At 53.0% G+C, this 23,651-nt stretch carries 17 protein-coding genes; 7 read left to right on the forward strand and 10 right to left on the reverse strand.

Annotated features, from left to right (window positions below):
- Window positions 1-299 precede the first annotated feature (299 nt).
- The 3 genes from pheT to pdxH all read left to right on the forward strand — a co-directional run bounded on the left by pheT (window position 300) and on the right by pdxH (window position 5,034).
- Window positions 300-2,744 carry a phenylalanine--tRNA ligase subunit beta gene (pheT, locus tag QJQ48_RS16050; RefSeq protein ID WP_346292251.1) on the forward strand — a complete coding sequence of 815 codons (2,445 nt, stop codon included), beginning with the start codon at window positions 300-302 and terminating at the stop codon, window positions 2,742-2,744.
- 100 nt (window positions 2,745-2,844) lie between these two features.
- A complete protein-coding gene (gene gndA, locus QJQ48_RS16055) occupies window positions 2,845-4,284 on the forward strand; it encodes an NADP-dependent phosphogluconate dehydrogenase (protein ID WP_346292252.1) in 1,440 nt (479 codons plus the stop codon).
- 111 nt (window positions 4,285-4,395) lie between these two features.
- Window positions 4,396-5,034 carry a pyridoxamine 5'-phosphate oxidase gene (pdxH, locus tag QJQ48_RS16060; protein ID WP_346292253.1) on the forward strand — a complete coding sequence of 213 codons (639 nt, stop codon included), beginning with the start codon at window positions 4,396-4,398 and terminating at the stop codon, window positions 5,032-5,034.
- A 150-nt stretch (window positions 5,035-5,184) separates the two neighbouring features.
- Here pdxH and QJQ48_RS16065 read toward each other — a convergent pair whose 3' ends face one another.
- The 8 genes from QJQ48_RS16065 to pgl form a co-directional block, all read right to left on the reverse strand.
- Window positions 5,185-7,164 carry a response regulator gene (locus tag QJQ48_RS16065; RefSeq protein WP_346292254.1) on the reverse strand — a complete coding sequence of 660 codons (1,980 nt, stop codon included), beginning with the start codon at window positions 7,162-7,164 and terminating at the stop codon, window positions 5,185-5,187.
- Window positions 7,165-7,381: 217 nt separating this feature from the next.
- Window positions 7,382-8,878 carry a sensor histidine kinase gene (locus QJQ48_RS16070; RefSeq protein WP_346292255.1) on the reverse strand — a complete coding sequence of 499 codons (1,497 nt, stop codon included), beginning with the start codon at window positions 8,876-8,878 and terminating at the stop codon, window positions 7,382-7,384.
- Window positions 8,879-8,900: 22 nt separating this feature from the next.
- Complete coding sequence (locus QJQ48_RS16075) at window positions 8,901-9,353, reverse strand: response regulator (protein ID WP_346292256.1); 453 nt, start codon at window positions 9,351-9,353, stop codon at window positions 8,901-8,903.
- Between the two features lie 209 nt (window positions 9,354-9,562).
- Window positions 9,563-11,971 carry a PAS domain S-box protein gene (locus QJQ48_RS16080; protein WP_346292257.1) on the reverse strand — a complete coding sequence of 803 codons (2,409 nt, stop codon included), beginning with the start codon at window positions 11,969-11,971 and terminating at the stop codon, window positions 9,563-9,565.
- Between the two features lie 87 nt (window positions 11,972-12,058).
- Window positions 12,059-12,751, reverse strand: a complete 693-nt coding sequence (locus tag QJQ48_RS16085) for a lecithin retinol acyltransferase family protein (RefSeq protein WP_346292258.1) — start codon at window positions 12,749-12,751, stop codon at window positions 12,059-12,061.
- A 29-nt stretch (window positions 12,752-12,780) separates the two neighbouring features.
- Entirely contained in the window at window positions 12,781-13,269 is a 489-nt protein-coding gene (locus tag QJQ48_RS16090; RefSeq protein ID WP_346292289.1) for an FHA domain-containing protein, read from the reverse strand.
- Window positions 13,270-13,323: 54 nt separating this feature from the next.
- Window positions 13,324-14,055 (reverse strand): double zinc ribbon and FHA domain-containing protein, encoded by a 732-nt coding sequence (locus QJQ48_RS16095; protein ID WP_346292259.1) that lies wholly within the window; start codon window positions 14,053-14,055, stop codon window positions 13,324-13,326.
- A gap of 116 nt (window positions 14,056-14,171) precedes the next feature.
- Window positions 14,172-14,903 carry a 6-phosphogluconolactonase gene (gene pgl, locus QJQ48_RS16100; RefSeq protein ID WP_346292260.1) on the reverse strand — a complete coding sequence of 244 codons (732 nt, stop codon included), beginning with the start codon at window positions 14,901-14,903 and terminating at the stop codon, window positions 14,172-14,174.
- 283 nt (window positions 14,904-15,186) lie between these two features.
- Here pgl and hpsJ-B point away from each other — a divergent pair, with 283 nt between their 5' ends.
- Window positions 15,187-15,969, forward strand: coding sequence for a hormogonium polysaccharide biosynthesis protein HpsJ (hpsJ-B, locus tag QJQ48_RS16105; protein ID WP_346292261.1), 783 nt, complete (start codon window positions 15,187-15,189; stop codon window positions 15,967-15,969).
- A 9-nt stretch (window positions 15,970-15,978) separates the two neighbouring features.
- On the opposite strand, the gene QJQ48_RS16110 is transcribed toward hpsJ-B, so the two are convergent.
- Both QJQ48_RS16110 and QJQ48_RS16115 read right to left on the reverse strand, forming a co-directional pair.
- A complete protein-coding gene (locus QJQ48_RS16110) occupies window positions 15,979-16,806 on the reverse strand; it encodes an SWIM zinc finger family protein (protein WP_346292262.1) in 828 nt (275 codons plus the stop codon).
- 171 nt (window positions 16,807-16,977) lie between these two features.
- Window positions 16,978-18,387 carry an aspartate ammonia-lyase gene (locus QJQ48_RS16115; protein WP_346292263.1) on the reverse strand — a complete coding sequence of 470 codons (1,410 nt, stop codon included), beginning with the start codon at window positions 18,385-18,387 and terminating at the stop codon, window positions 16,978-16,980.
- A 167-nt stretch (window positions 18,388-18,554) separates the two neighbouring features.
- Between QJQ48_RS16115 and QJQ48_RS16120 the strand changes: the two genes are divergently transcribed.
- The 3 genes from QJQ48_RS16120 (at window position 18,555) to QJQ48_RS16130 (ending at window position 23,453) form a co-directional block, all read left to right on the forward strand.
- The gene (locus QJQ48_RS16120; RefSeq protein WP_346292264.1) at window positions 18,555-19,379 is read left to right on the forward strand and encodes a tetratricopeptide repeat protein; all 825 of its coding nucleotides are present in this window, start codon (window positions 18,555-18,557) and stop codon (window positions 19,377-19,379) included.
- 113 nt (window positions 19,380-19,492) lie between these two features.
- Window positions 19,493-20,797 (forward strand): TldD/PmbA family protein, encoded by a 1,305-nt coding sequence (locus tag QJQ48_RS16125; protein WP_346292265.1) that lies wholly within the window; start codon window positions 19,493-19,495, stop codon window positions 20,795-20,797.
- A 49-nt stretch (window positions 20,798-20,846) separates the two neighbouring features.
- Complete coding sequence (locus QJQ48_RS16130; RefSeq protein ID WP_346292266.1) at window positions 20,847-23,453, forward strand: chloride channel protein; 2,607 nt, start codon at window positions 20,847-20,849, stop codon at window positions 23,451-23,453.
- Window positions 23,454-23,651 lie beyond the last annotated feature (198 nt).

Genomic DNA, 23,651 nt, shown 5'->3' on the forward strand with positions numbered 1-23,651 from the left:
AATCTTTAAGGGAACGGTCGTTGTTAGACACTAGATCAGTATTTAGAGCATACACCTTAGAAAATTAATGTGCTAATAGAGTTTTTGCAGTGCGTAACATGAGAGAACATCTGTCTGTTTATCGTCAGCAATCTAGCTAGTAGCCGCCGAGGGCAAACTGCAAGGTTGTTGTTTGAAGTTAGCGCCATAAGCCTAGCTGGCTCAGGTTTTACCGGGCAATCGCTCAGGCGATCGCTCAGCAGAAACGGTAAAATAAATGCGCTAAAGCCCTACTCACTATCTTCATCTTCACAAGCCCGATGCGCATTTCCTTAAACTGGCTGCAAGAATACGTCGATATCGATCTCCCCGCCGAGGCGCTAGCCGAGGCGTTAACGATGGCTGGATTTGAGGTTGAAGATATTGAAGATCGCTGGACTTGGGCCGATGGCGTCGTCGTCGGTAAGGTACTGCAGCGCGATCCCCATCCCGATGCCGATAAGTTGAGCGTCTGTCAGGTAGATATTGGAGCTGAGCAGCCTTCGACGATTGTGTGCGGAGCAGCCAATGTGAAAGCCGATATCTATGTGGCCGTAGCCAAAGTCGATACCTATTTGCCCGTTGTTGACCTCAAAATCAAGCCGCGCAAGCTGCGGGGAGTCCCTTCAGCCGGCATGATTTGTTCACTGGCCGAGCTGGGCTTGGCAAAAGATTCAGCCGGCATTCATGTTTTTTCAGCGGATAAAGACCTACAGGTCGGCCAGGATGTGCGGCCTTTGCTGGGCCTAGATGATGTTGTTTTAGATCTCACCTCAACGGCCAACCGAGCCGATGCCCTGAGCTTAGTGGGCGTGGCCCGCGAGGTTGCGGCAATTACGGGCAAGCCCCTAAAGCTGCCGCTAACACCCAATCCTCACATAGCAGCCAGTCAAACCAGTCTCACGATTGATCTACCCGATGCCAAAGCTTGCCCCATCTATATCGGCACGGTTTTAGAGCAGATCAAAATTGGCCCTTCGCCGACCTGGCTGCAGCGGCGGCTAGAAGCAACCGGAACTCGATCGATCAATAACATTGTTGATATTACTAACTACGTGCTGCTGGAGTGGGGCCAGCCGCTACATGCTTTCGATCGCGATCGCCTCTGCGCCGCCGCAGGCAGCAACGATCTGACATTAGGCGTCCGGTTTGCCAAGGAGAAGGAATCCTTGAAAACGCTAGATGACCAAACGCGATCGCTTAAATCCGAAACGCTACTGATTACGGCTAACGATCAGCCCGTAGCGCTGGCAGGCGTCATGGGGGGAGCTGATACCGAAGTACACGATGGCACCCAAAACGTTGTTTTAGAAGCTGCCTATTTTGACTCAGCCGCTATTCGGCGCTCTGCCCGCAGCCAGGGACTCCGCACCGAAGCCTCAGCCCGCTACGAGCGCGGCGTCAATCCGGCAGAACTGGTGCTGGCCTGCAACCGCGCCCTGCAGCTGATGCAGGATTTAGCTGAAGCTCAGATAACGGCCCAAGCGACTGAACGTACCGCAATCGGCCAAATTATCCCAACTCGCACCATCGAACTGCGTTTAGAGCGAGTGCATCAGACTTTGGGGCCGGTGCGTGAGTCTGGTGAAGTGGTGCAGCTCACAGCCAAAACGGTTGAAAGGGTTTTATCTAAGCTGGGATGCGAGGCCGCGCCAACCAGCACTGCAGGGGTTTGGCAGGTGAAGGTTCCCCCCTATCGCTACCGCGATCTAGAGCGCGAGATTGACCTGATTGAGGAAATTGCCCGTCTCTATGGCTATGATCACTTTGCCGACACGCTGCCCAGTGAAACGGGGGCAGGCTACCTATCACCGGAAGTAGCGCTGGCCCGCCGACTGCGAGAAGCATTCCGGGCAGCAGGACTGACGGAGCTAATGCACTACTCCGTTACTAAGCCAATAACTGACAATCAGGTGACATTGGCAAATCCGCTGCTGCCGGAGTATTCAGCGCTGCGAGCTGATCTAATCTCTGGTTTGATCGATGCGTTTCAGTTCAACTTAGAGCAGGGCAACGGAGCACTGAACGGGTTTGAGATTGGCCGCATTTTTCAGCAAGAGGCGGCGGGTATTATCGAAAGCGAAAAGGTAGGCGGTATTTTGGGGGGCGATCGCCGTCAAGGACACTGGGTCACGAGCGGCCAGCCCCAACCCATGTCCTGGTACGAGGCAAAAGGTAGCTTAGAGGCAGTCTTCCGAAAGCTGGGACTGACCGTAGCCTACCGCCCAGAGGCCGAAGACGCCCGCCTGCATCCGGGCCGGACGGCTTCGCTGTGGGTGCGGGGCAAAACGCGCCTGGGTCTGTTCGGGCAGCTACACCCAGAGCTGAGACGCGAGCGAGATCTGCCCGACGAGGTCTATGTATTTCAGCTAGACTGGCCGACCATTGTGAGCTGTCTGCAGAAGCAGACCGGAGAGGCAATCGAATTTCAGCCGTTCTCGGCCTATCCGGCCTCAGATCGGGATTTGGCTTTCTTTGCCCCCGTTGAGGTTGCCGTTGCCGATCTAGAGCGGTCTATGGCACAAGCTGGCGGCAAGCTGTTAGAGTCAATCACCCTATTTGACGAGTATCAGGGTAAAAACGTCCCTGAGGGTCAACGCAGCCTCGCCTTCCGGTTGGTTTACCGCTCATTAGATCGCACCCTGACTGATGCCGACATTGAGCCAGTGCATCAAAAAGTTCGTCAGGCACTTTCTAAAAAGTTCCAGGTGAACTTACGGAGCTAAGCTCTAAAGAAAACCTGAGGGCTATCGGCTATTTTTTAAAAACTCTCTTACCCTGTTTACCAAGTAGCGACATTCACTTTCTGAAGTAAGCAGGAAATCTATGGCACAGAGTTTTGGTGTAATTGGTCTAGCGGTCATGGGAGAAAACCTGGCGCTGAATGTAGAGCGCAACGGTTTTCCGGTAGCCGTATACAACCGCACCGCTGAAAAGACCGACGCTTTTATGGCCCAGCGGGCAGAAGGCAAAAACGTTAAAGCCACATACTCCTTAGAGGAGTTTGTCAGTTCTCTAGAGCGTCCTCGCCGCATTTTGGTGATGGTGAAGGCGGGCAGCCCGGTAGACGCAGTCATTGGTCAACTGAAGCCGCTGCTGCAGGAAGACGACATGATCATCGATGGCGGCAACTCCCTCTACGAAGACACGGAGCGCCGGGTCAAGGAGCTAGAGTCTACCGGACTTAGCTTTATTGGCATGGGCGTTAGCGGCGGCGAAGAAGGGGCGCTGAATGGCCCTAGTCTGATGCCGGGTGGAACCAAGGCAGCCTATGATTCTATCGAACCGATTGTCACTAAGATCGCGGCTCAGGTAGATGATGGCCCCTGCGTCACCTATATTGGCCCCGGTGGATCAGGGCACTACGTCAAGATGGTGCATAACGGCATTGAGTACGGCGATATGCAGCTGATTGCCGAAGCCTACGATTTGCTCAAGAACAGCCTGGGACTGAACCATAACCAGCTACACGAAGTTTTCTCAGAGTGGAATACGACTGAGGAACTCGATTCTTTTCTGGTAGAAATCACGTCCGACATTTTCACCAAGATGGATGAGGAAACGGGTAAACCTTTGGTTGAGGTGATTCTAGACGCAGCCGGACAGAAGGGAACCGGACGCTGGACAGTGGTGAATGCGCTGCAAATTGGCGTTACTATTCCCACGATTACGGCGGCGGTCAATGCCCGGATCATGTCGGCCCAGAAACAGGCGCGGGTAGCGGCTTCCAAACAGCTTAGCGGGCCGACGGCAAAATTTGACGGCGATACCCAAGCGTTCATCAACAAGATTCGGGATGCGCTTTACTGCTCTAAAATTTGCTCTTACGCTCAGGGCATGGAACTGCTCGGTGTCGCGTCTAAAGAATTTAACTACAACCTCAATCTGAGCGAGACGGCGCGGATTTGGAAGGGGGGCTGTATTATTCGCGCCCGCTTCCTGGACAAAATCAAGCACGCTTTCCAGGAAGACCCCAATCTGCCCAATCTGCTGCTTGCGCCTGAGTTTAAGCAGACCATCTTAGATCGGCAGGCCGCTTGGCGCGAAGTGATTGCGATGGCAGCCAGCATTGGCATTCCCGTGCCTGCCTTTAGCGCGTCGTTAGACTACTTTGATAGCTACCGCCGCGATCGCCTGCCGCAAAACCTGACCCAGGCCCAGCGGGACTACTTCGGCGCTCACACCTATGAGCGAGTAGATAAATCGGGCAGCTTCCACACGGACTGGTTCCATGCCGATGAGGCGGTAGAACCTGCTAAGGTCTAGTTTCCGCCCTAGATTCGTTCTATAGGGGCACGGCAATGTTGTATGTCGTGCCCCTACGATGTTCTATTTTCTTTCACAATAGGAAAGTCGTATAGAATCCAATCCGCAGGCATGAACATTGCTGATTTGCGCCAAGAGTACACCCAGGCGGGGCTGGAGCGCAAAACCTTAAATCAAGATCCCTTTAAGCAGTTTGAGCTGTGGTTTCAGCAGGCATGTGAGGCCGAATTAACCGAGCCTAACGCGATGGTGTTGGCCACAGCGGCGGCAGCGGCGGCCCCTTTTCAGCGGACAGTCCTGCTGAAGTATTTTGATAGCAATGGACTGGTTTTCTTTACCAACTATGGCAGCCGCAAAGCCCAGCAAATTGACGCTAACCCCCAGGTTTCGCTTTTATTTCTGTGGCTGCCGCTAGAGCGACAGGTGCATATTACCGGCAGGGCGGCCAGGATTTCAGCCGACGAGTCGCTGCAATATTTTTTAAGTCGGCCCAGGGGCAGTCAGCTAGGCGCTTGGACATCACAGCAGAGCGCCGTGATCCCTTCGCGCCAGTTTTTAGAAGCCCAGTTTGAAGCAATACAGCAGAAGTTTGCCGATCGCGAGATCCCGCTGCCCGATTTTTGGGGTGGCTATCGGGTGGTGCCCACCAGCTTTGAGTTCTGGCAAGGCCGACCCAAGCGGCTGCACGATCGCTTTTTATATACTCCGGCTGAGAGCGGTAGCTGGCAGATTCAGCGGCTTTCCCCCTAGGGCTGCTGAACTTACAGCAAGTGGCGATCGCGGTGCCCTACTTTTTAAGTATGGGTAGAAAATAGCGGGAGCTTTGAGCTAGTGGACGGGTTTAGTCGTAGGGCTAATCAGCTTTGCTGTCTTTACTCAAACAGCGGCGGCTGAACTGACTTAGTTAAAAAACGACTGAATCAGTTCAATCAGCTGCTTTATTTCAATCGGCTTGGATAAATGGGCCTGAAAGCCAGCGGCGAAAATTTGCTGCTGGTCTTGGGAAGTCGTGTGCGCAGTCAGGGCGATCGCCGGGGTTTGGGACTCGCTCTGAGACTCCAACTGCCGAATTTTGGTGATGAGCGAATAGCCATCTTCTCCTGGCAGGCTGATATCACTCACTAAAAGCTGGGGCCGATCGGCTTTGAAAGCAGCTAACCCCTCTGGCACATTCGCAGCCGTTCGCACAACCGCTCCATACTGCTGCAGCACAGCTTTGTAAAGCTTACGGGCGTCAGCAGTATCTTCGACTACCAAAACCTTGAGATTGTTCAGCTTATAGGACTTAGCAGATTTTGTTCGCAGCAAAGATTGGACTTCTGGCACCGAAATCAGCTTCTCTTCTAACTGCACTGTGGGTATTTCAATCGTGAAGGTCGAGCCTTTGCCTAGGCCAGCACTCTCAGCTCTGACGTTGCCCTCATGAGCTTCCATGATGTAATGAACAATGGCTAAGCCCAAGCCTAATCCCCGCTGCGATCGCGTTGTTGAGCTATCGGCTTGACGAAACCGCTCAAAAATATGAGGCAGCACTTCGGGATCAATGCCCTGTCCCGTATCGGTGACGCAGATTTGCACGCGATCGCCCACAAGGTCTAGCTTAACGCTGACCTGCCCTGCTTCAGGCGTAAACTTGACCGCATTAGAGAGCAGGTTGAGCAAGACTTGCTGCAGGCGATCGGCATCTCCTAGCACAACTGGCTCAAACTCACGAAATTCTGTAATAATTTCAATTTTCTTAGCCGCTGCCTGGGGCTGAATCGTTTCTAGAGCGGCCTTGACGACGACTATGAGATCGCCTTGGCTCATCAGCGTCAGCGTCAGCTCCATCTGATTGCGAACGATACGGGATACGTCCAAGATGTCTTCTACGAGCTGAGAAAGCGCCCGCGTGTTGCGCTGAATTGTAGATAAGCCGCGATTAAAAGCTACTTCATCCAAACGTCGAACCGAGAGGAGCTGAACCCAGCCCTGAATGGCATTGAGGGGCGTTCTCAGTTCATGGGAAAGGGTAGCAATGAACTCATCTTTGAGCCGATTAGCAGCTTCGGCCTCGGTTCGGGCTGCCTGCTCTCGCTCAATCAGCTGTTCCCGCTCGGCTTCCGCCTGTTTGCGATCGCTCACGTCTCGCCAAGTGACAACTAGGCCATCTTGGAGCTTCGCTGCCCGCACATCAATAGCCGCCCGCTCTCCTTTAGAGCCAGACAGGGAGTATTCCTGATTGAGATCATGACCGGCTTTGAGTACTTGGCAAAAGTCTGTGAATAAGGTTGTGGCATGCACAAAGGGCATCACCTGACGCAGCGGTTGCTCAACTAAACGCGCTTTATCGGTCTTCAAGTATTGGCAGGCTGACTGATTGACGTACTCAATCATGAAATCTACGACTTGCTGGTTCTGATCGCGCTGGGCTGAGTAGATACCAAAGCAGTCCACCATGGTCTCTACCGAAGTGCGAAATCGATCCTCGCTCTCCTTGAGCGCAGCTTCGGCGCGCAGGCGTTCTGCCCGGTCTTCTGCCTCTCGCAAAGCTCGCCGCATTGCTGGCAGGAGCCGATCTAGGCGCTGCTTGAGTACGTAGTCTGTTGCGCCCTTCTGCATGGCTTCGATCGCCTGTTCTTCCCCCAAGACGCCTGAAACGAGGATGAAAGGAACTGACGGGCAAACTTCTTGCGCAATACTGAGCGCAGACAAACCATTGAACCCTGGCAGCGCGTAGTCTGCCAACACCAAGTCAAAAGTTTGATTTTGCAGCGCCTCAACAAAGTCGGCCTGAGAAACAACCTCCACAAAATGACAGCGCATTTCTTCGCTGTTGAGCGTTTGTTGAATTAGCTCTAGATCTCTAGTGTCGTCCTCTAATACTAAAACCTGCAACATCGTAAAACTTTCTATTTGAACTTTTTCTGAATCAAATCAAAGCTATGTGTCTTTGCTTTAAGAAAAATTATGCGCTATTAGCTGAATAAAGCGTATCCCCCGTTAGCTGCATGATGTAAAGTCGCTGCAGCCGCTAAACCTAAAAATGCTTCGCGTCTGTTGCTAATAGCTGTTTACTTATTTAAGCCAGTAAAATCTGCTCAAACATGTGATCTCTTCAGCGCTGACGCAACTTGCTAGGCTTAGGCAATGCAAAATAGAAAGTTGCCCCCTGATCAACTTCCCCTTCAAACCAGACACGTCCGTCATGGCGATGCACAATCCGCTTGACGTTGGCTAAGCCAATACCTGTACCTTCAAACTGCGACTGGCTATGCCCCCGCTGGAAGATACCAAACAGGCGATCGCTGTAGCTCATATCAAAGCCTACGCCATTGTCTTTCACGAAAAAGACCACCTCATCTTTATGCTCAAAGCTACCAATCGTAATTTCTGCAGTCTCCTCTAAGCGGGTAAACTTGACGGCATTATCGACTAGATTTTGAAAAACCGCCCGCAGCAGACCTGGATCACCCCAGACAATAGGGAGCGGCTGCACCGACCAGTAAATTTTGCGACCACGCATTTCAGCTTTGATGCCCTCTAAAATAGCCTTGACCAGACGATAAGTATCTACCTGAATCATCTCCATTTCAACCTTTCCCGTCCGCGAAAAGGCCAGCAAATCCTCGATCATTTCCCCTGCTTCTTGAGAAAGGCTAGAAATGACATCTAAATAGTGCTGAGCTGTTTCATCACCGCTAAAAGCTTCTTGGATATGTTCGCTCAGCAGCCGAGTAAAGCCGTTGATTTGGCGAATGGGCGATCGCAAATCGTGAGAAACCGAGTAGGCAAATAGCTCTAACTCCTGATTGGTTGCTTTGAGCTGATCTGTTCGCTCTTCAACCTTGGCTTCTAAGTGCTGGTTGAGCTGCTGCAGCTTTAGCTCAGCCTGCTTTTGGGCCGTAATATCTTCGACTAGTCCTTCAATTCTGGCTGAGTTGCCGCTCTGGGAGAGAGTTTCACTCACCCGCAGCCAAATCGAATCATTCTCTGCCTGCAGTCTAACTTCACGCTGACGTGGCGCTTTGTCTTTAAGATCTCCACCTTGAGGCTGTAGCTGACTATTAATGCTTTGCTGCGCCGCCTCAGGTGAATTCAAGCCCAATAGGTTGAGCAGGGCCTGATTGATCTCCAACAGCTCACCACCATCCCCCAGCTCAAATAGCCCCACATTTAAACGATTGAGCAAGGACTGCAGCCGAGTTTCTAAGGTGGCAGCTCGCAAACGGGTCTGAGTCTGTTCCCAAACGGAGCGAACAGAGGCTGGCAGCCGCACAAAATGCTGCGGCGATTTGACTACATAGTCATTGAGTCCCGCTTTCATCGCCGCGACTGCTGTTTCTTGCGTCCCGGTATTGGTGAACATAATAACGGGACAGTCAGCATCGAGCGCTCTAATCTGTTTGAGAACATCTAATCCGGTAGACCATTTGAGCTGATAATCCGTGATGACCAGATCGAATTTGTAAGCTTCAAGGGCCTGATCCAGCTCAGCCTGATCGATAATTTCATCGATTGTCAAATCTACAAATTCTCGCTTCAGCTCTCGCTTAGCTAACAAGCGATCATTGGGATTGTCATCAACCAGCAGAATGCGGCGCAGCGGCTTCATGAATAAAGATAATCCCAGGTGTCTAAAAAACTTCGATGGAGGGATACTTATTAAATCTAATCCAGTAGTCGTTGATGGAGCCAACCATTGAAATCAGCGAATCAAAAGCAACAGGCTTAATTAAGTAAGAGTTAACGCCTGAGTCATAGGCCTGATCAATATCGATTTTTTGATTAGAAGAAGTTAAAATGACAACTGGAATCCGCTTGATTATCGGTTTTTCTCGCATCCAGGCTAGAACTTCTAACCCCGATCTTTTGGGAAGTTTCAGATCTAGAATGACTAAACCTGGCATAGGATATAGCCCTCTATCAGCGTAAACCCCTTCTCCCGTGAGGTATTGAACCGCCGTATCCCCATCCTTAACGGTATAGATAGAATTATCTAATCTTGCTAAACGGAAAGCTCTCTGAATTAAGAAAATATCATTCGGATCGTCTTCAATTAGCAAAATATCATACTTCTCTAAAATCATTATTTTTGTGCTTTTCTAGAGAAAAAATTAAGATAAAAAGGCACTCTTTCTTCCTTATAAATAGCTAGAAATCTCTCAAAAATCGCTAGCCTTAGTTTTGGGATTGATAGCTTCAGCGTTAAATCTGCTAAGACTAATTGAGCAGGATTGGAATATAAATTAATGTAGCTTATTAAAGCCTACTGTCTATCTCAGTATAAAGCAAAAAACTATTCTCTTGAGTCAGTTGAAACCGCCGTCGGTTTTGATGAACGATGAGGCGTTAACCGTAGCTCCAGCCAAAATCGGCTTCCCTGACCCAGCTGAGACTCTACGCCGACCTCTCCCATCAGCCGCTCTGCCCCCCGTTTAACAATGGCTAAACCAATTCCAGTGCCTGAATAGCTTTCAATGCCGTGCAGCCGCTCAAAGGTTTTAAAGATTCTAGCCTGATGCTGCGGAGCGATGCCAATACCGTTATCTTCGATCCACAGGCGGAGGCGATCGCCCTGTTGCTCGCTCCAAACGCGAACCACTGGCTGCACCCCTGGAGCCACAAATTTGATTGCGTTACCTAAAAGATTGGTTAAAATTTGTCCTAAAATTCGGTAGTTGCCCATGACCTGCGGAAAGGGCTTGTCGAGCGTTAGCTGAGCTACGGCTGTTTCCGGATCGGCTAAAAGCATCTGCACAACCTCTGCTAAAATTCGCTCTAAACTAACTGGCTGCAAGGAAATCTCCGCCTGACCTAAGCGACTATAGACTAGCAGGTCTTGAATCAACTGGTCGAGCGCCGCCGCCGCCTGCTGGATGCGGCCTACATATTCTTGGCCCAGAGGATCTAGCTGTTCCTGGTTGTCCTCCAACAGGGCATGGGAAAATCCCTGCATTGCTCTCAGGGGGGCGCGCAGGTCATGCGAGACGCTGTAGGTGAAAGCCTGCAGCTCTTGGTTCAGATTTTCTAGCTGCTGCGTGCGCTGCAAAACCCGCTCTTCTAGGCTGGTGTTGAGCCGCTGAATTTTCAGCTCATTTTGACGACGTTCTAAAGCACTGGCCAGTACGTTGGCCACTGTTTGCACAAAATTAAGGTCATCTTGGGTAAAAACTCTGGGCTGAGCCGTGTGTACACCTAAAACGCCGAAAGGCTGATGATCAAGGCTTTCAATTACAACGCTAATGCCGCTGACCACATGATGATCCAGCAGCAAAGGCGGCCCTGTAAAGCGGGTTTCGCGCCGCAAATCTTGAACCACCACAGGCTGTTGAGCCTGTAGCGTATAGCCCACCTGAGAATTTTGATCCGCCCTGACAGTTGCCTGTCCCACCAGTCCTGCCTGCCAACCAATCCCGGCCCGGAGTCGCAGAACGGCCTGATGCGGTATCAGCTCCAAAATTTTGACAAACTTTACTTCTAAGCTTTGGGCGACTAGCTGCACAGTTTGATCAAATAGCTCGCTCAGGTCAGTCTTACTCAGGGCTTGCTGGCTGAGCTGGGCGATCGCCGCCTGCTGCCCTAGCCGATAGGTTAGATCGGTTTCGGCTTGCTTGCGCTCAGTCACGTCGGAGGCCATTGAGATGGCAACGCGGCGGCCATCAGCTAGCTGATTTAGCGGGGCAGAGCTGAACTGCCAAATGCGGCTGTCCCCGTCCTTCGTCTGAACAGCGTATTCCCCTTCTTCTACGCGCCGCTCTTGCTGGAAGAGGCGATGAATATCTAGCTGCACCTGCGGGCTGCGATCGCCGTAGGCTAGCTGCACCCAGTCCTGAATCGTGCCAAGCTCCGGCAGCGTATAGCCCGTAATCTCGCACAGCGCCTGACTGATCTGCAGAATTTCGCCGTCCTCAGCGTGAATCACAATGGGAAAAGGAGCATTAACGACGGCGCGGCGGAAACTGGCCTCATTTGCTTTTAGTTCAGTTTCAATCTGCTTGCGATCGCTGATATCTGTAATCATGGCGATCGCCCCTTCAAACTGCCCCGCAGCGTCCATTATGGGGCTAGTGGAGACAAGTCCCCAGAGATCCGTTCCATCCCGACGCACCCAGCGAAAGTCAAACTGCTCCCGCTCTCCTTTCAGGCGATTGGCTAAACGCTGCTCGGTCTCAGCCTGACCTGCTGCATCCATAAATTCAGTAATAGGCCGTCCCAGCATTTCTGAAATTTGATAGCCCAGCATTTCAGCCATGCGCTGATTTACGTAGGTAGTCTTTCTCTCCGCATTGATTACCCAAACGCCTTCGTTAGCCAGATCTAAAAAGCGGCGATACTCTCCCTGACTGGTGCGCAGATCTCGCTGGGTTCGCTGGATTTGCTGCTTGAGGCGATCGATAAATAGGCTAAATAAAATGCCTTCTACCGCAAAAATACAGGTGGCCCAACTGACAAGCGAGGGAAAAAAGAGGGGAGGAACTGTGTAGAGTGAGTAGAATCCAATCAGACCGAGCGTGAGCACAGTCGCTAGCCAGCCTGCAGCGCGATCGCCATACCCGCTACTGACCACAACAGCCGCCACAAAAAGCAGCAGCGGTCGTTCTAAGATTGCGATCTGATTGAAAAGATAAGCTAGCAACCCCGCTATCAGTACTGAGCAGGTCGCGATCGCAAAGTTGCGCAAGTAAAAATTGGCTGGTTTCAGCATAGAGAGCGTTCAGGCAGCCGGGTTGCCTTTATCCTAACGCTCAGCTTCGCGTCAATATTCTTTGATTGATTAAGAATACTGATTGCCTCAAGATTCCTGCCTGAGTGCCAGCTGCTGATTTTTCTGCAGCGTCGTCTGCAACTCTGTGAGCTGCTCTAGCTGAGACTGCAGCTCAGTCTGCTGCTGGCGAGCCGCTAGTTTACGGTGCAGCGCCGCTCTGGCTAAGTCATCCCGGTTTTGTTTAACCGCGAGCTGGGCCACCCGGTGCCAGGTATCTATCTCTTGCTGCGCCCGCTGGGCCTGCGGCAAGAGACTCTGCTGGGCGATCGCCACGTTTTTGAGGGCCGCTGAAATCAGCGTCAGCGTGCTGTCGGCAGCTTTGTGACCAACGACATCAGTAATTACCTGGCGCAGTTCAGGCGTTGAAAAACGATCGAGGTGCAGGCCAAAGTTAGTAAGCTGGGCGCTGTGGCTACGTCCTGTCTTGCACCAGGTTGCAAAGTGTTCACAGTTGTTTGTCAAAAGATCATAGCGACGTTCCCCCAAACGGCTTTTGGCCCGCTCAATCACGACGTCGGGAATGAATGAAACTGACTGATGCCGCGTAAAGATAGGCCCACCTTGGCCAAAGGTACGGTAGTCTGTTTGCGCAATCATGGCCTCTCCCGTTTTGCGGTAGTGAATGACGCTGCCGTCACCGCAGTCAATCCCGTGATGCTCATAGACTCCTGTGAATCCCATCAGCTCCCGCATGGCATAGATTTGATCGCCCTTGGCCATAAATTTTGGTGACTTATTGGTGGCCAATATCAGGGAGCGGGTTTTGAAGAATAGAGCGCTCCCGACAGGGTACTGGAGGGAGCTGCGCTGTCTGAAGTTTGCTTACCCGGCTTGCCCAAAGTATCTTCACTGGGGTTTGTGGTGGTTGTCACCTGCTTTTCAGTGGCAGGCGGAGTGGCGCGGCTAAACAGGTTAGACTTAATCACCTCATGACCATCAGCCCCAACACGAATCTGAATATTAGGGCCAGAGCGCGCTAAACGAATGATAATGCCATCTTCAACAGGCACCTGGGTAATTCGTTTACCTTCTAAATAAGTACCGTTTGTTCCTAAACTATTGATTTCCCAGCCCTGGTCGGTGCGTCTCAGCTCCACGTGATGACGTGAAACGACAGCGCTATAGAGAATGACATCGTTATCGGTAGACCGACCGATGCGAACGACTGATTCTTTCTCAAAAGTCCAGTGCTGTAAGGGGTTTTTATTCAGTGGATGTAGTAAAGACAGCGTAATCACATTACTCAAGCATTGATGGGAGTTGCAGCAAACGGTCTACGGTCTAGGGCAAAGTTATGAAGCTTGGAAGATAAAAGACACTTTATCGCCTTTGCCTAAAGCAATGCGATCGCCTGAGCGCAATCGATGGCGATTGCCGTAGGAGAGCGGCATATTATTGACGTAGGTTCCATTAGAGCTGCCTACATCCTCAATATAGTAGATGTCTCCTTCAACCCGAATATTCGCGTGAACCCTAGACACAATTTCTGAATCTGGAAAGCCAGAGACATCAATATCCGGTGGCACCCGGTCGTTGGGTTTGCCAATCCGAATGAGGGACAGCGTTGGTGGAAGCTCTAGCGGTGTATCGGTTTGTACATGCAGCAGCTTGGCCTGGGTCACCTGTAGCTGAGTGGAAGTATCATTGCCGCTGGTCGGCGGGGCAGAGACCGGATCAGGTGGCACTGCAGCCGGGGCTGCTTCAGAAGAGGCCGTTTCTGGAACCTGATAGGCCGTACCGGTAGCGGCTGGCTCTGGCTCAATCGGGTCAGGTGGAATCAGCGGATCAGGCGGATCAAGCTGGGGAATTTCAACGGTGCCCGCAGCGCCCCCCTCTACAGACTGGGAAGCTGCAGCCGACAGCGCTCTCAAGTCAAAACCGCATTGCCCACAAAAGCTAGCATCCGACTGCACAGTTGCCCCACAGCTAGGACAGGCCATTGTACTGGGCAGGGGCGTGTAGCAAGCTTCACACTGAACCGCCCCGTCAGGGTTTTGGTGACTGCAGTTCGGACAGACAATCATGGGCTATTTCCTTCCTCTGCAACCGGATATCAGACAATCAAACTGCAAAATTTGATTAAACCTTATGGGAGAATTTTAATACTCCTCGGTTCTCTCAACGAATGCAAAAACTCAGCTTAACCCGTAAAGAGGCTTAAATTAGCGCCTGCCGCCGTATCTAATAGCCACCACAGCTCTCCGTGGGGCTGAATTAACCGGGCCGGGTAGGTTTGATCATCAGCTTCAGCGCTGAAGACGTGGGCTAGAGCATCCTGCTTATTAGCCCCCGCCACGATGAAAATGACTGCCCCGGCCTGATTGATGAGCGGCACCGTCAGGGTTAGACGCGGTTCACCGGCCTTGTCGCCCACCGTCACCAGGCGATCGCGCACCTGCAGCGCTGCGGTCTGAGGAAACAGCGAAGCGGTGTGAGCATCATCGCCTAAACCCAGCAGCACAATATCTAGGCTGGGTGTTTCTGAGCCTGAAGCTTGAAAGAAAGTTCTTAGCGTTTGCTCATAGGTTTCGGCGGCAGCCGCCGGGGTTGGCGCGGTTGTCGGTATCGGAAAAATATTTTCAGCCGGGATCGGTACCTGATTCAGCCACACCGATCGAGCCATGCCCTCGTTGCTGTTGGGGTGATCGCTAGGCACGTAGCGCTCATCCCCCCAAAAGACGAACAGCTTGTCCCAAGGCAGATCCTGCTGGGCGATCGCGGCGTAGATAGGCTTGGGGGTACTGCCACCCGCCAGCGCTAGAGTACAGCGGCCTTTCTGGGCGATCGCGGCGCGAATCTTTTCGGTAATGACCGCCTGCGATCGCTCAATTAGCTGAGCTTTATCGGACAAAACTTCGATAGTTGGCTTCATTAGGCACTATTTAAAGGACTCACAGCAAGCGTAAAAACCAGCTCTCATCTTAAAGCTACGGGGACAGGAATGCTCAGCCAGACCGTCTATACTTTAGGCATTCCTGCCCATCTGTAAATCTGCGGCAGGGGATTTTGTAAACTACCAAGCGCTTTTATCCGGCTGACTCTAGGCTTGTTTTAGCAAAGATTTTCCGATTTGATTGGATATTTTTGCGAAAAATGTGCAGTTTTTTACAAATCACACGGCAAAATAGTCTACTGAGGCATTTCGCGAGTTTTTTATGAGTTCTGCAAATACAACGGGTAAAGCCGTGGCATCTCCACTGGCTGCAATTTCCCTCAAGCTTGTCGGTGCAATCACAATTGTTGCAGCGCTAATTGACTTTTTAATTTTAGTGATTCCGCCTCGTTTTTTAGATGCCCAGTGGCAGCTAGCCACAACCACTCAGCTTGTCGATCGCGGCATTGTCCCTCTAGTCGGTATTGCCCTAGTGCTGACAGGTGCCTGGATTGACAGCAATGTCGGTGTGATCAGTCGTAGCCGCAGCCTGCTGGCCGATGCTCGATTTTGGGTTTGTCTGCTCTCTAGCCTGCTAGGGCTGCTTTTTATCGTTTTGACGGTGCTGCATCCCAACAACGTCAGAATTACCAGCAGAGAAGCTTTGGAGCGAATCGATACCGAAGTCGGGCAGGTGACAACGCAGCTAGAGCAGCGCTTTGCCCAGCAGCGCGACCAGCTTGGCTCCTTGTTGGCCAACGAGAACCAGCTCCAGCAGGCGGTTGAGCAGGGCCAGCTTTCTCAAGAACAATTGGCTTTTATTGAGCAGTTTCGCGACGATCCAGCGGCCTTAGATGACTTTTTGGAGCAGCAGCTCGGCCAGGCCAGGCAGCAGGCTGAAACCCAAATTGGGGGTCGCCGCCAAGAAGCTGAAAAGCAAATTCGCCAAGAAGCCGTTAAGTCAGGATTTAGGGTGGCTATCAGCAGTTTGCTGCTGGCCATCGGCTACACCATCATTGGCTGGCTAGGGCTGCGGCGGCTACTGGCGATGAGCCGCACCGCCTAACGCACGCAACTAGCTAAGCGCTTTCATCATGGCCTGCTGCGCCACGCTTTGATAGACCGCTTTCAGGTAAGCCATGACGGCCTGCGCCTCTCCGGCTGGCAGCGGGATTGTGCCCAAGTTATCTAGGACTGTGCTTTCGGCTGGTGTAATCACTACCATGGAGGGATCGAGCGCTTCGCTGTACTGCCAAAACTGCTCTAGGTTGAGGGGGACAGCTTCAGGTTCAATCGCTTTTTTCTCTTCTGGATTAACCGAGGCGGCAGTCGTCTTCGTCAATCCCGCTTGGCGGCGGCGCTGTCGTAGCGCTTCTAAAATCTGGGCTTTAGTGCGTCCCCGAAGCTGAAAGATGACAAAGGGATCTTCGCGGAAGAAGTCTCCTAGCTGATAGTAAACCGCTGCAATGTGCTTGCAGGGATTTTTCGGATCGGGGCAGCTACAGCGGGAGTGAACATCTGACAGCGAGAAGGGAAAAAGATTGAGGCCGTTGGCCGTAAAGACGGCTTCGATGTTGAGCGGCATTTCCCCGGCGAGGAGCTGAGCGGAGAAAATAGCCTTTTCCGCCAGGGTGTCAACGACGTAGTTCCAGTCTTCGTCCGTAAACGGATCAATCCAAATAGAGAGCGTATAGGGTTCAGGCGCTGTGCCCTGCACTTTGGCCGACACTTTCGCACCGGCAAAATCCAGGCTGAGAATGTGACCTTCTCTGGCATAGCGTCGTCCCCGCTCTAGGCGCTTTTTGAAGCGATAGGCGTTGAGCAGATCTACCCACTGCTGCACCCACCAGGCTTCTTCCTCCATGTTGTACTCAGCGGCGGGGGTTGATCGATAGCTGGTCATAGTCGTTGTTTGCGAAGTTACACAGTTCAAAATTCGAGACACTAGGGGTCGAGATAGGATCCTGACGGCCCCTCTTAAAACGGAGGATAGTGACAGCCGGAAGATCCGGAGATTAGTTAAAACTTCGTCAAGTACGTAAGTCCTGATAGATCATAATCTGCCCCCAGAAGGCTAATTCGCTGGCAGCCGACTCATTTTCTCTAAGTCCAGCACCTCGGCTAGCTGCTCAGGCGTCATCAGTCCCTGTTCGGTAACAATCTGACGCAGCGGTTTGCCCGTTGCCAAAGACTCTTTGGCGATCGCCGCCGCTTTGAGATAGCCAATGTGAGGGTTGAGCGCCGTCACCAGTGCTAAACTCCCTTCGGCATAGTCGTGGCAGCGATCGCGGTTAGCCTCTATGCCCTTGAGACATTTCTGGCCTAGCGCTGCTAGGGTATGACCCAAAATCTCGATGCTGTGGATCAGGTTGTAGGCAATCAGCGGCATCATCACGTTCAGCTCTAGCTGCCCGGCCTGAGCGGCGAGAGCAATGGCGCTGTCGTATCCCATCACCTGAAAGCAGACCATTGAAGTCATCTCCGCCATCACGGGGTTATATTTCCCTGGCATGATGGAAGAACCAGGCTGCACCGGCGGCAGCTGAATTTCCTTGAATCCGGTCTTAGGACCCGAATCGAGCAGGCGCAGGTCGTGGGAGAGCTTGACGCAGTCCTGAGCTAAATTACGCAGTGCTCCAGAAACGGCGACAAAGGGAGCCATACTTTGCATAGCTGCCATCAGATGCGGAGCCGGACGCAGCGGCTGATCAATCAGAGAGGCCAGCAGCTCAGCAACGCGGTGGCGATACTGGGGATGGGTATTGAGGCCAGTGCCAGCAGCGCTGCCGCCTAGTCCCAACAGCGTCAAATCGCCAGAGGCAGTTTCAATCCGAATCAGGTGTTCAGCCAAAATCTGCGCCCAGGCGCGGAAGTTTTCTCCTAGCCGTACGGGTACCGCATCTTGCAGATGGGTACGGCCCGATCGCACCACGTCTTGAAAAGCTTCTGCCTGATTGTCTAAGGCGGCGATCGCGTTGGAAAGCCCCGGATAAAGACTTTTTTCTAAAGCCAGCAGTCCGCCAATCCGAATTGCGGTCGGAATCACGTCGTTAGTAGACTGACCGTAATTGACGTGATCGTTAGGGCTGAGACGGCTATAGTCGCCCTTGTCTGCCCCTAGAATTTCTAAGGCGCGATTGGCTAACACCTCATTCACGTTCATGTGGTGAGAAGTTCCGGCCCCAGCCTGATAGACATCTACGACAAACTGATCGCGGAACTGACCCGCCAAAATTTCGTCTGCAGCTTTAACCAGGGCATGACTGATCTCTTGAGGAATACAACCTAATTCGCCATTGGCGATCGCGGCTGCTTTCTTGATGAGTACGCAGGCATCTATATAGGTGGCCAAAGGTCGCAGGCCGCTGATAGGAAAATTTTCGACAGCTCGCAGGGTTTGAATGCCAAAATAGGCATCGGCGGGAATCTGACGCTCCCCCATCGAATCTTTCTCGACCCGGTAAGCCATCGAACCGCTAGTCATAAGTCAACTTGCCGCATAATTACACCTCTTAATCCTAGAGTAAGCGATAGCTGCGATCGCAAATTATCGGTTCTTAAAGCTTGTGACGCTGAGTCGGGTACTCTAAGTCTGAGAAAGTCTATCGATATCTGCCGACCCATCCCCAATCTCTGTCATACAGCTACCTGGTGTATATCTCCTCCGATAGTCACAATCTAGATTCGGCAACTTGGCACGGGCAGGGCAATGCCCTTTACGACCTCGGTTGCTACGAAACGGCGATCGCCAAGTTTGAGAAGGCGCTCAAAGAAGATCCGCAAAACTGGGACGCTTGGATTCGCCGGGGCTACGCTCTCCACGAGACTAAAGCCTACCCGGCTGCGATCGACAGCTTTCAAACCGCAATTCGGCTGCAGCCCAAAAGCGCCCTGGCCTGGCATGGCTTAGGCGTCGCTCAGGCCAAGCTGAGCTGCTATGAGGCGGCGCTGACCAGCCTTGAGCAGGCTCTGAGGTTTGGGCCAAACGATGCTAAAGCCTGGTACAACCACGGCAATGCCCTCATTCGCCTCAATCGTCATCGGGAAGCCGTTACCAGCCTCGATCGCGCTATTGAGCTGAGACCTGAAAGCTATCGGGCCTGGTACAATCGCGGCATCGCCCTTGCAGCTCTGCGCCGCTATCCGGAGGCGGTTCACAGCCTAGATACCACAATCACCCTCAAGCAGGACTGCTACTACGCCTGGAACTACCGAGGACTGGTCTTAAACAAAATACAGCGCTACGAAGAGGCACTGCTAAGCTTTGAAAAAGCTTCTCAGCATCGTCAGCCCAATCCCAACGCCTGGTATGGGCGGGCGATCACCTACGCCCTCAAGGGTGATGCCAGTCAGTCAGTCGAAAATTTGCAGGAGGCAATTAACTTCAGCCCCAACCTCTACCGGGTGATGGCCAAAACCGATCCTAGTTTCGATCCGATTCGAGACGATGCCAGTCTACAGGCGCTACTGCGCTAAACCAGCTTGGGCAAAACAAAATGGAGGCTGGCATAAATGTACCTGATCCCGGAAGATAGTGGGAAGAGTCTTGATTTTCAAGCCTTAGTTCCATCCATAAACGTACTAGACGCATGGGGTTTGGCAGTTCTCAGGAACACTTACCTGAGCAGCTTTTAGAAATTGCCGTTCGTTCTGGCGCTGAGGCGGCTGAAGTTTTTCAATCTCGTTCTTATTCGCGGCCTGTTTTCTTTGAAGCCAACCGCCTGAAGCAGTTGGAGAGCAGCGAAATTGAGGGAGCAGCGCTGCGGCTTTGGTACAAAGGGCGTCCGGGGCTGGTAGTGGCCTATGGCGACATTGAGCCACAGAGGCTAGTCGATCGCGCGATCGCCCTCAGCCAGCTCAATGAACCTGAAGAAATTGAGCTAACAACAGGTTCTCCCACTTTCTATCCCGATATCGGTCAGGCGGTGCCGATCGAGCAGCTTTTGCAGTGGGGCCAAGAAGCCATCGATCGGGTGCGCCAGGTCTACCCGGATGTGATCTGTGAAGCGGAACTGGAGTGCGATTTGGAAATGACGCGCCTGGTCAACTCCAGAGGCATTGACTACGGCTACAGCGATACAACCCTGAGCTGCTACTTAGCGGCTGAATGGATTCGCGGCGATGACTTTTTGAGCGTGGGAGACGGGCAAATTAGCCGCGATCGCCTAGATCCAGAGCAGCTCGTACAGCAGATTTTGCAGCGCCTAGACTGGGCTCAGCGCAACGTCACCGCCCCCAGCGGACAGGTGCCCGTCTTGTTTACGGCCAAGGCAGCGGACATGCTGTGGGGGACGGTGCAGGCAGCTCTCAGCGGCAAGCGGGTGATTGAGCGCTCTTCTCCCTGGAGCGATCGCCTGGGAGAGCAGGTCACCTCTCCGGCCCTGACCCTGACCCAGCACCCCGAAAAAGGCCCCTTTAGCTGCCCGTTTGATGATGAAGGACTGCCGACTCAGCCACTGACCTTTATCGAGGACGGCATCCTGCGGCTGTTTTATACCGATCGCACCATTGGCCGCAAACTGGGAGAAGGCTCAACGGGTAATGGCTTTCGCCCCGGCTTAGGCAGCTATCCCACCCCTAGCTTGTTCAACATTCTGGTGGCATCGGGAGACAAATCCCTATCAGCCCTGATTCAGTCTTTAGATCAGGGCATTATTGTCGATCAAATCTTGGGGGGCGGGGCGGGAATTTCAGGCGAGTTTTCCGTCAATGTAGAATTGGGGTACAGTGTCGGGCAGGGTACTGTTCTGGGCAGGGTAAAAGACACTATGGTGGCAGGCAATGTCTACACTGCTTTGCATAATCTAGTTGATTTAGGCAGCGATGGAGACTGGAATGGGGCCTGCTACACCCCCTCTATTCTGGTTGAAGGGCTTTCTACGACGGGCCGATAGCGCTATGCTTTCGTCTCATGGGGCCGACTTGAGAATCTTTCTATAGTTCATGCTGTTTGCTAAAGGAACCCGTCATCTACTGGGGCCAAAGCGAATTGCCATTGCAGAAGCCTGCATAATTGGCCTGGTTTCGGGGCTGGCGGCTGTTTTTCTGAAACAGGGAATTAGCTGGCTGACGGCCTGGCGCACCGCTCAAATCGAGCAGGCCTGGTATTTGCTACCCCTAATGGGTTTAGGCGGCGGCTGGTTGGCGGGCTGGCTGATTACCTGGCTTGCCCCTGAAGCTAGCGGCAGCGGCATTCCTCAAGTCAAAGCGGTACTGGGCTACGTCAGCATTCCTCTCAACCTGAGAGTCGCCGTTGTCAAGCTGGTAAGTACGGTACTGGCGCTGGGGTCGGGGCTCTCTCTAGGTCGCCAAGGGCCGACAGTCCAAATTGGAGCGGCCCTGGCGGCCCAGTTTAGCCGCTGGGTACCCACGTCGCCGGAATACCGGCAGCAGCTCATTGCCGCCGGGGCCGCCGCCGGGCTAGCCGCCGGGTTTAATGCGCCGATCGCGGGCATTTTGTTCGTGGTTGAGGAGCTGCTACAGGACTTTTCCGATCTGACCCTGGGCACTGCCATTCTGGCTTCATTTATCGGAGCGGTGGTGTCGCGGCTGCTGGGCGGGCAGGGCCTTAACCTCAGCATGTCTACGTTTCAGGTTTCTCTCACTGTTCAAGATTTACCGTTTCTGGTTTTGCTGGGACTACTCTCTGGCCTTTTAGGGGCTTTATTCCGCCGAGGTATTTTCTTCAGCCTGGGGCTTTATCGTCAAATGAGAGGGGTTTCGCTGGCCTGGCGGGTAGGGCTGGCGGGGCTAGTGACCGGCATCGTGGGGCTGCTGCTGCCGGTGGCGGCGATTGACAATACGGGACTGCGGGAGTTTTTAATCACGGGAGAGGCTGGCTGGCAGCTCATTGCGATCGCCTTTGTGGCTAAGTTCAGCCTCACTTTGCTGGCCTACGGTTCAGGAGCTGCAGGAGGCATCTTTGCGCCCGCCCTAGTTTTAGGCTCGGCTCTAGGCTGCTTGCTGAGCTTCTTAGCCCAGGCGGTGCAGTCTTTTGCTGGTTTTACTGAAGTGGCCAGCACCACCACTTACGCCCTGACGGGGATGGGCGCGTTCTTTAGCGGCGTGACGCGGGTGCCGATTACGGCCATTGTCATTGTCTTTGAGATGACAACCGACTTCAATCTGGTGCTGCCGCTGATGATTGGCGCGGCGATCGCCTATCTGATTTCCGCTCAGATGGATTCCGGCTCTATCTATACCCGTTTGCTGGAAAGCCAAGGTATTCGGCTAGAGCAAGCTCCCTCTGAAAGCAATCCTTGGGCCAAGCTCAAAGCAGCGGATCTGATGCGGCAGCGAGTCGAAACGCTCTCTAGCAGTTTGGCTTTAGCCGAGGTGATGCAGGCCTTTTCGCGATCGCACCATCGCGGTTTTCCGGTGACGCATAAGGGCAAGCTGGTAGGCATTGTCACCCAAACCGATCTGAGTAAGGTGGGCAACAGCCTCGACTCCTCTCTCAAGCTAGCGGATATTATGACCCCCGATCCGGTCACGGTCGGCCCAGATGCTTCCCTGACCCAGGTTTTACACCTGCTCAACCAGCTCAAAATTAGCCGCCTGCCGGTCTTAGAAGGCTCCCATCTCGTTGGCATCATTACCCGAGGTGACATCATCCGGGCCGAGTCCGATCAGGTCAGCGGCAAAGAAGTCGAACCCGGCCCCCAGTCGGAACCTTCTTATTTGGCCTATCAGACCCGCGCCCCCGCCCTGGGACATGGCCGCCTACTGGTTCCGCTCAACGATCTCAAGGCCGCAGCTCAGCTTTTAGAAGTTGCCGCCGCGATCGCCCACCACTATCACTATGAGCTGGAGTGCGTCCACGTCGTGCTGGTGCAGCGGGGGCTATCTCCGGCTGAGGTCGCCGTTGATCTAGCTGACAGCCGCCATCTGCTGCAGCTAGCCCAGCAGGTAAGCGATCGCTACCACCTGCCGCTCCATACTCAGGTGCGAGTAGCCCATGAAGTCGGCCATACCCTGCTGGAAATTGTCAAAGAGCGGCACATCGATTTAATTCTGATGGAGTGGCAGCGTCGTAGCAATACGCCGGGGCGCATCTTAGGCACCGTTGTCGATACGATTGTGCGGCAGGCTCCCTGTCACGTCATTGTTTTTCGGCCCGGCAAGTCAGCTCAGTTCCACCGCTGGCTGCTGCCCCTGGCCGGTGGCCCCAACGCTCAAAAAGCCCTGCAGTTACTCCCAGCCCTGTCTAAGCTAGGAGAGCCACAGGTCTGTCTCTGCCACATCTCCACCCCCCAAGAAGCTCGCTCTCACAATCCGCTGCCCCAGCTTCACCAGACTGCCCGCAAGTTAAAGACGCAGCTTAAAGCCTCGGTTGAAACCGTTACCGTCCAGCACGACCTGATTGCCACCGCCATCACCCAGCTCGCCCAGACCCATAAAAGCGACGCGATTTTGCTGGGGGCCAGCCGCGAAGGCTTGCTCAGCCACGTTTTGAAAGGCAATATTCCCGTAGAAATTGCCCAGCACAGCGACTGCCACATTTTGCTGGTTAGGCGAGCGATCGCCACTGACCATGAAACGACGGCATGAAGTTCTGATGTACTGATAAAAACACCTTATTGTCAAGCTGCTGCGGGCAGATGTGATCTTTGGCTACTGCATATCTTTAATAGATCGGATATGATGTCACCGAAGGTTCGGTAGATGGATGTTTTCAAGTGACTGCTCTAGCATTGCTTAAAGTTCTCTCCGAATGTCTTCAGGTCGATGCTTAGTTTGGAGAGGATC

Source organism: Sphaerothrix gracilis Ecp01 (assembly GCF_030405905.1).
Classification (GTDB): domain Bacteria; phylum Cyanobacteriota; class Cyanobacteriia; order Phormidesmidales; family Phormidesmidaceae; genus Sphaerothrix; species Sphaerothrix gracilis.

Bases quoted from the DNA above. Each gene is read 5' to 3' on its own strand.
- pheT (WP_346292251.1), top strand. From the start codon at position 300: ATGCGCATTTCCTTAAACTGGCTGCAAGAATACGTCGATATCGATCTC.
- gndA (WP_346292252.1), top strand. From the start codon at position 2,845: ATGGCACAGAGTTTTGGTGTAATTGGTCTAGCGGTCATGGGAGAAAAC.
- pdxH (WP_346292253.1), top strand. From the start codon at position 4,396: ATGAACATTGCTGATTTGCGCCAAGAGTACACCCAGGCGGGGCTGGAG.
- QJQ48_RS16065 (WP_346292254.1), bottom strand. From the start codon at position 7,164: ATGTTGCAGGTTTTAGTATTAGAGGACGACACTAGAGATCTAGAGCTA.
- QJQ48_RS16070 (WP_346292255.1), bottom strand. From the start codon at position 8,878: ATGAAGCCGCTGCGCCGCATTCTGCTGGTTGATGACAATCCCAATGAT.
- QJQ48_RS16075 (WP_346292256.1), bottom strand. From the start codon at position 9,353: ATGATTTTAGAGAAGTATGATATTTTGCTAATTGAAGACGATCCGAAT.
- QJQ48_RS16080 (WP_346292257.1), bottom strand. From the start codon at position 11,971: ATGCTGAAACCAGCCAATTTTTACTTGCGCAACTTTGCGATCGCGACC.
- QJQ48_RS16085 (WP_346292258.1), bottom strand. From the start codon at position 12,751: ATGGCCAAGGGCGATCAAATCTATGCCATGCGGGAGCTGATGGGATTC.
- QJQ48_RS16095 (WP_346292259.1), bottom strand. From the start codon at position 14,055: ATGATTGTCTGTCCGAACTGCAGTCACCAAAACCCTGACGGGGCGGTT.
- pgl (WP_346292260.1), bottom strand. From the start codon at position 14,903: ATGAAGCCAACTATCGAAGTTTTGTCCGATAAAGCTCAGCTAATTGAG.
- hpsJ-B (WP_346292261.1), top strand. From the start codon at position 15,187: ATGAGTTCTGCAAATACAACGGGTAAAGCCGTGGCATCTCCACTGGCT.
- QJQ48_RS16110 (WP_346292262.1), bottom strand. From the start codon at position 16,806: ATGACCAGCTATCGATCAACCCCCGCCGCTGAGTACAACATGGAGGAA.
- QJQ48_RS16115 (WP_346292263.1), bottom strand. From the start codon at position 18,387: ATGACTAGCGGTTCGATGGCTTACCGGGTCGAGAAAGATTCGATGGGG.
- QJQ48_RS16125 (WP_346292265.1), top strand. From the start codon at position 19,493: ATGGGGTTTGGCAGTTCTCAGGAACACTTACCTGAGCAGCTTTTAGAA.
- QJQ48_RS16130 (WP_346292266.1), top strand. From the start codon at position 20,847: ATGCTGTTTGCTAAAGGAACCCGTCATCTACTGGGGCCAAAGCGAATT.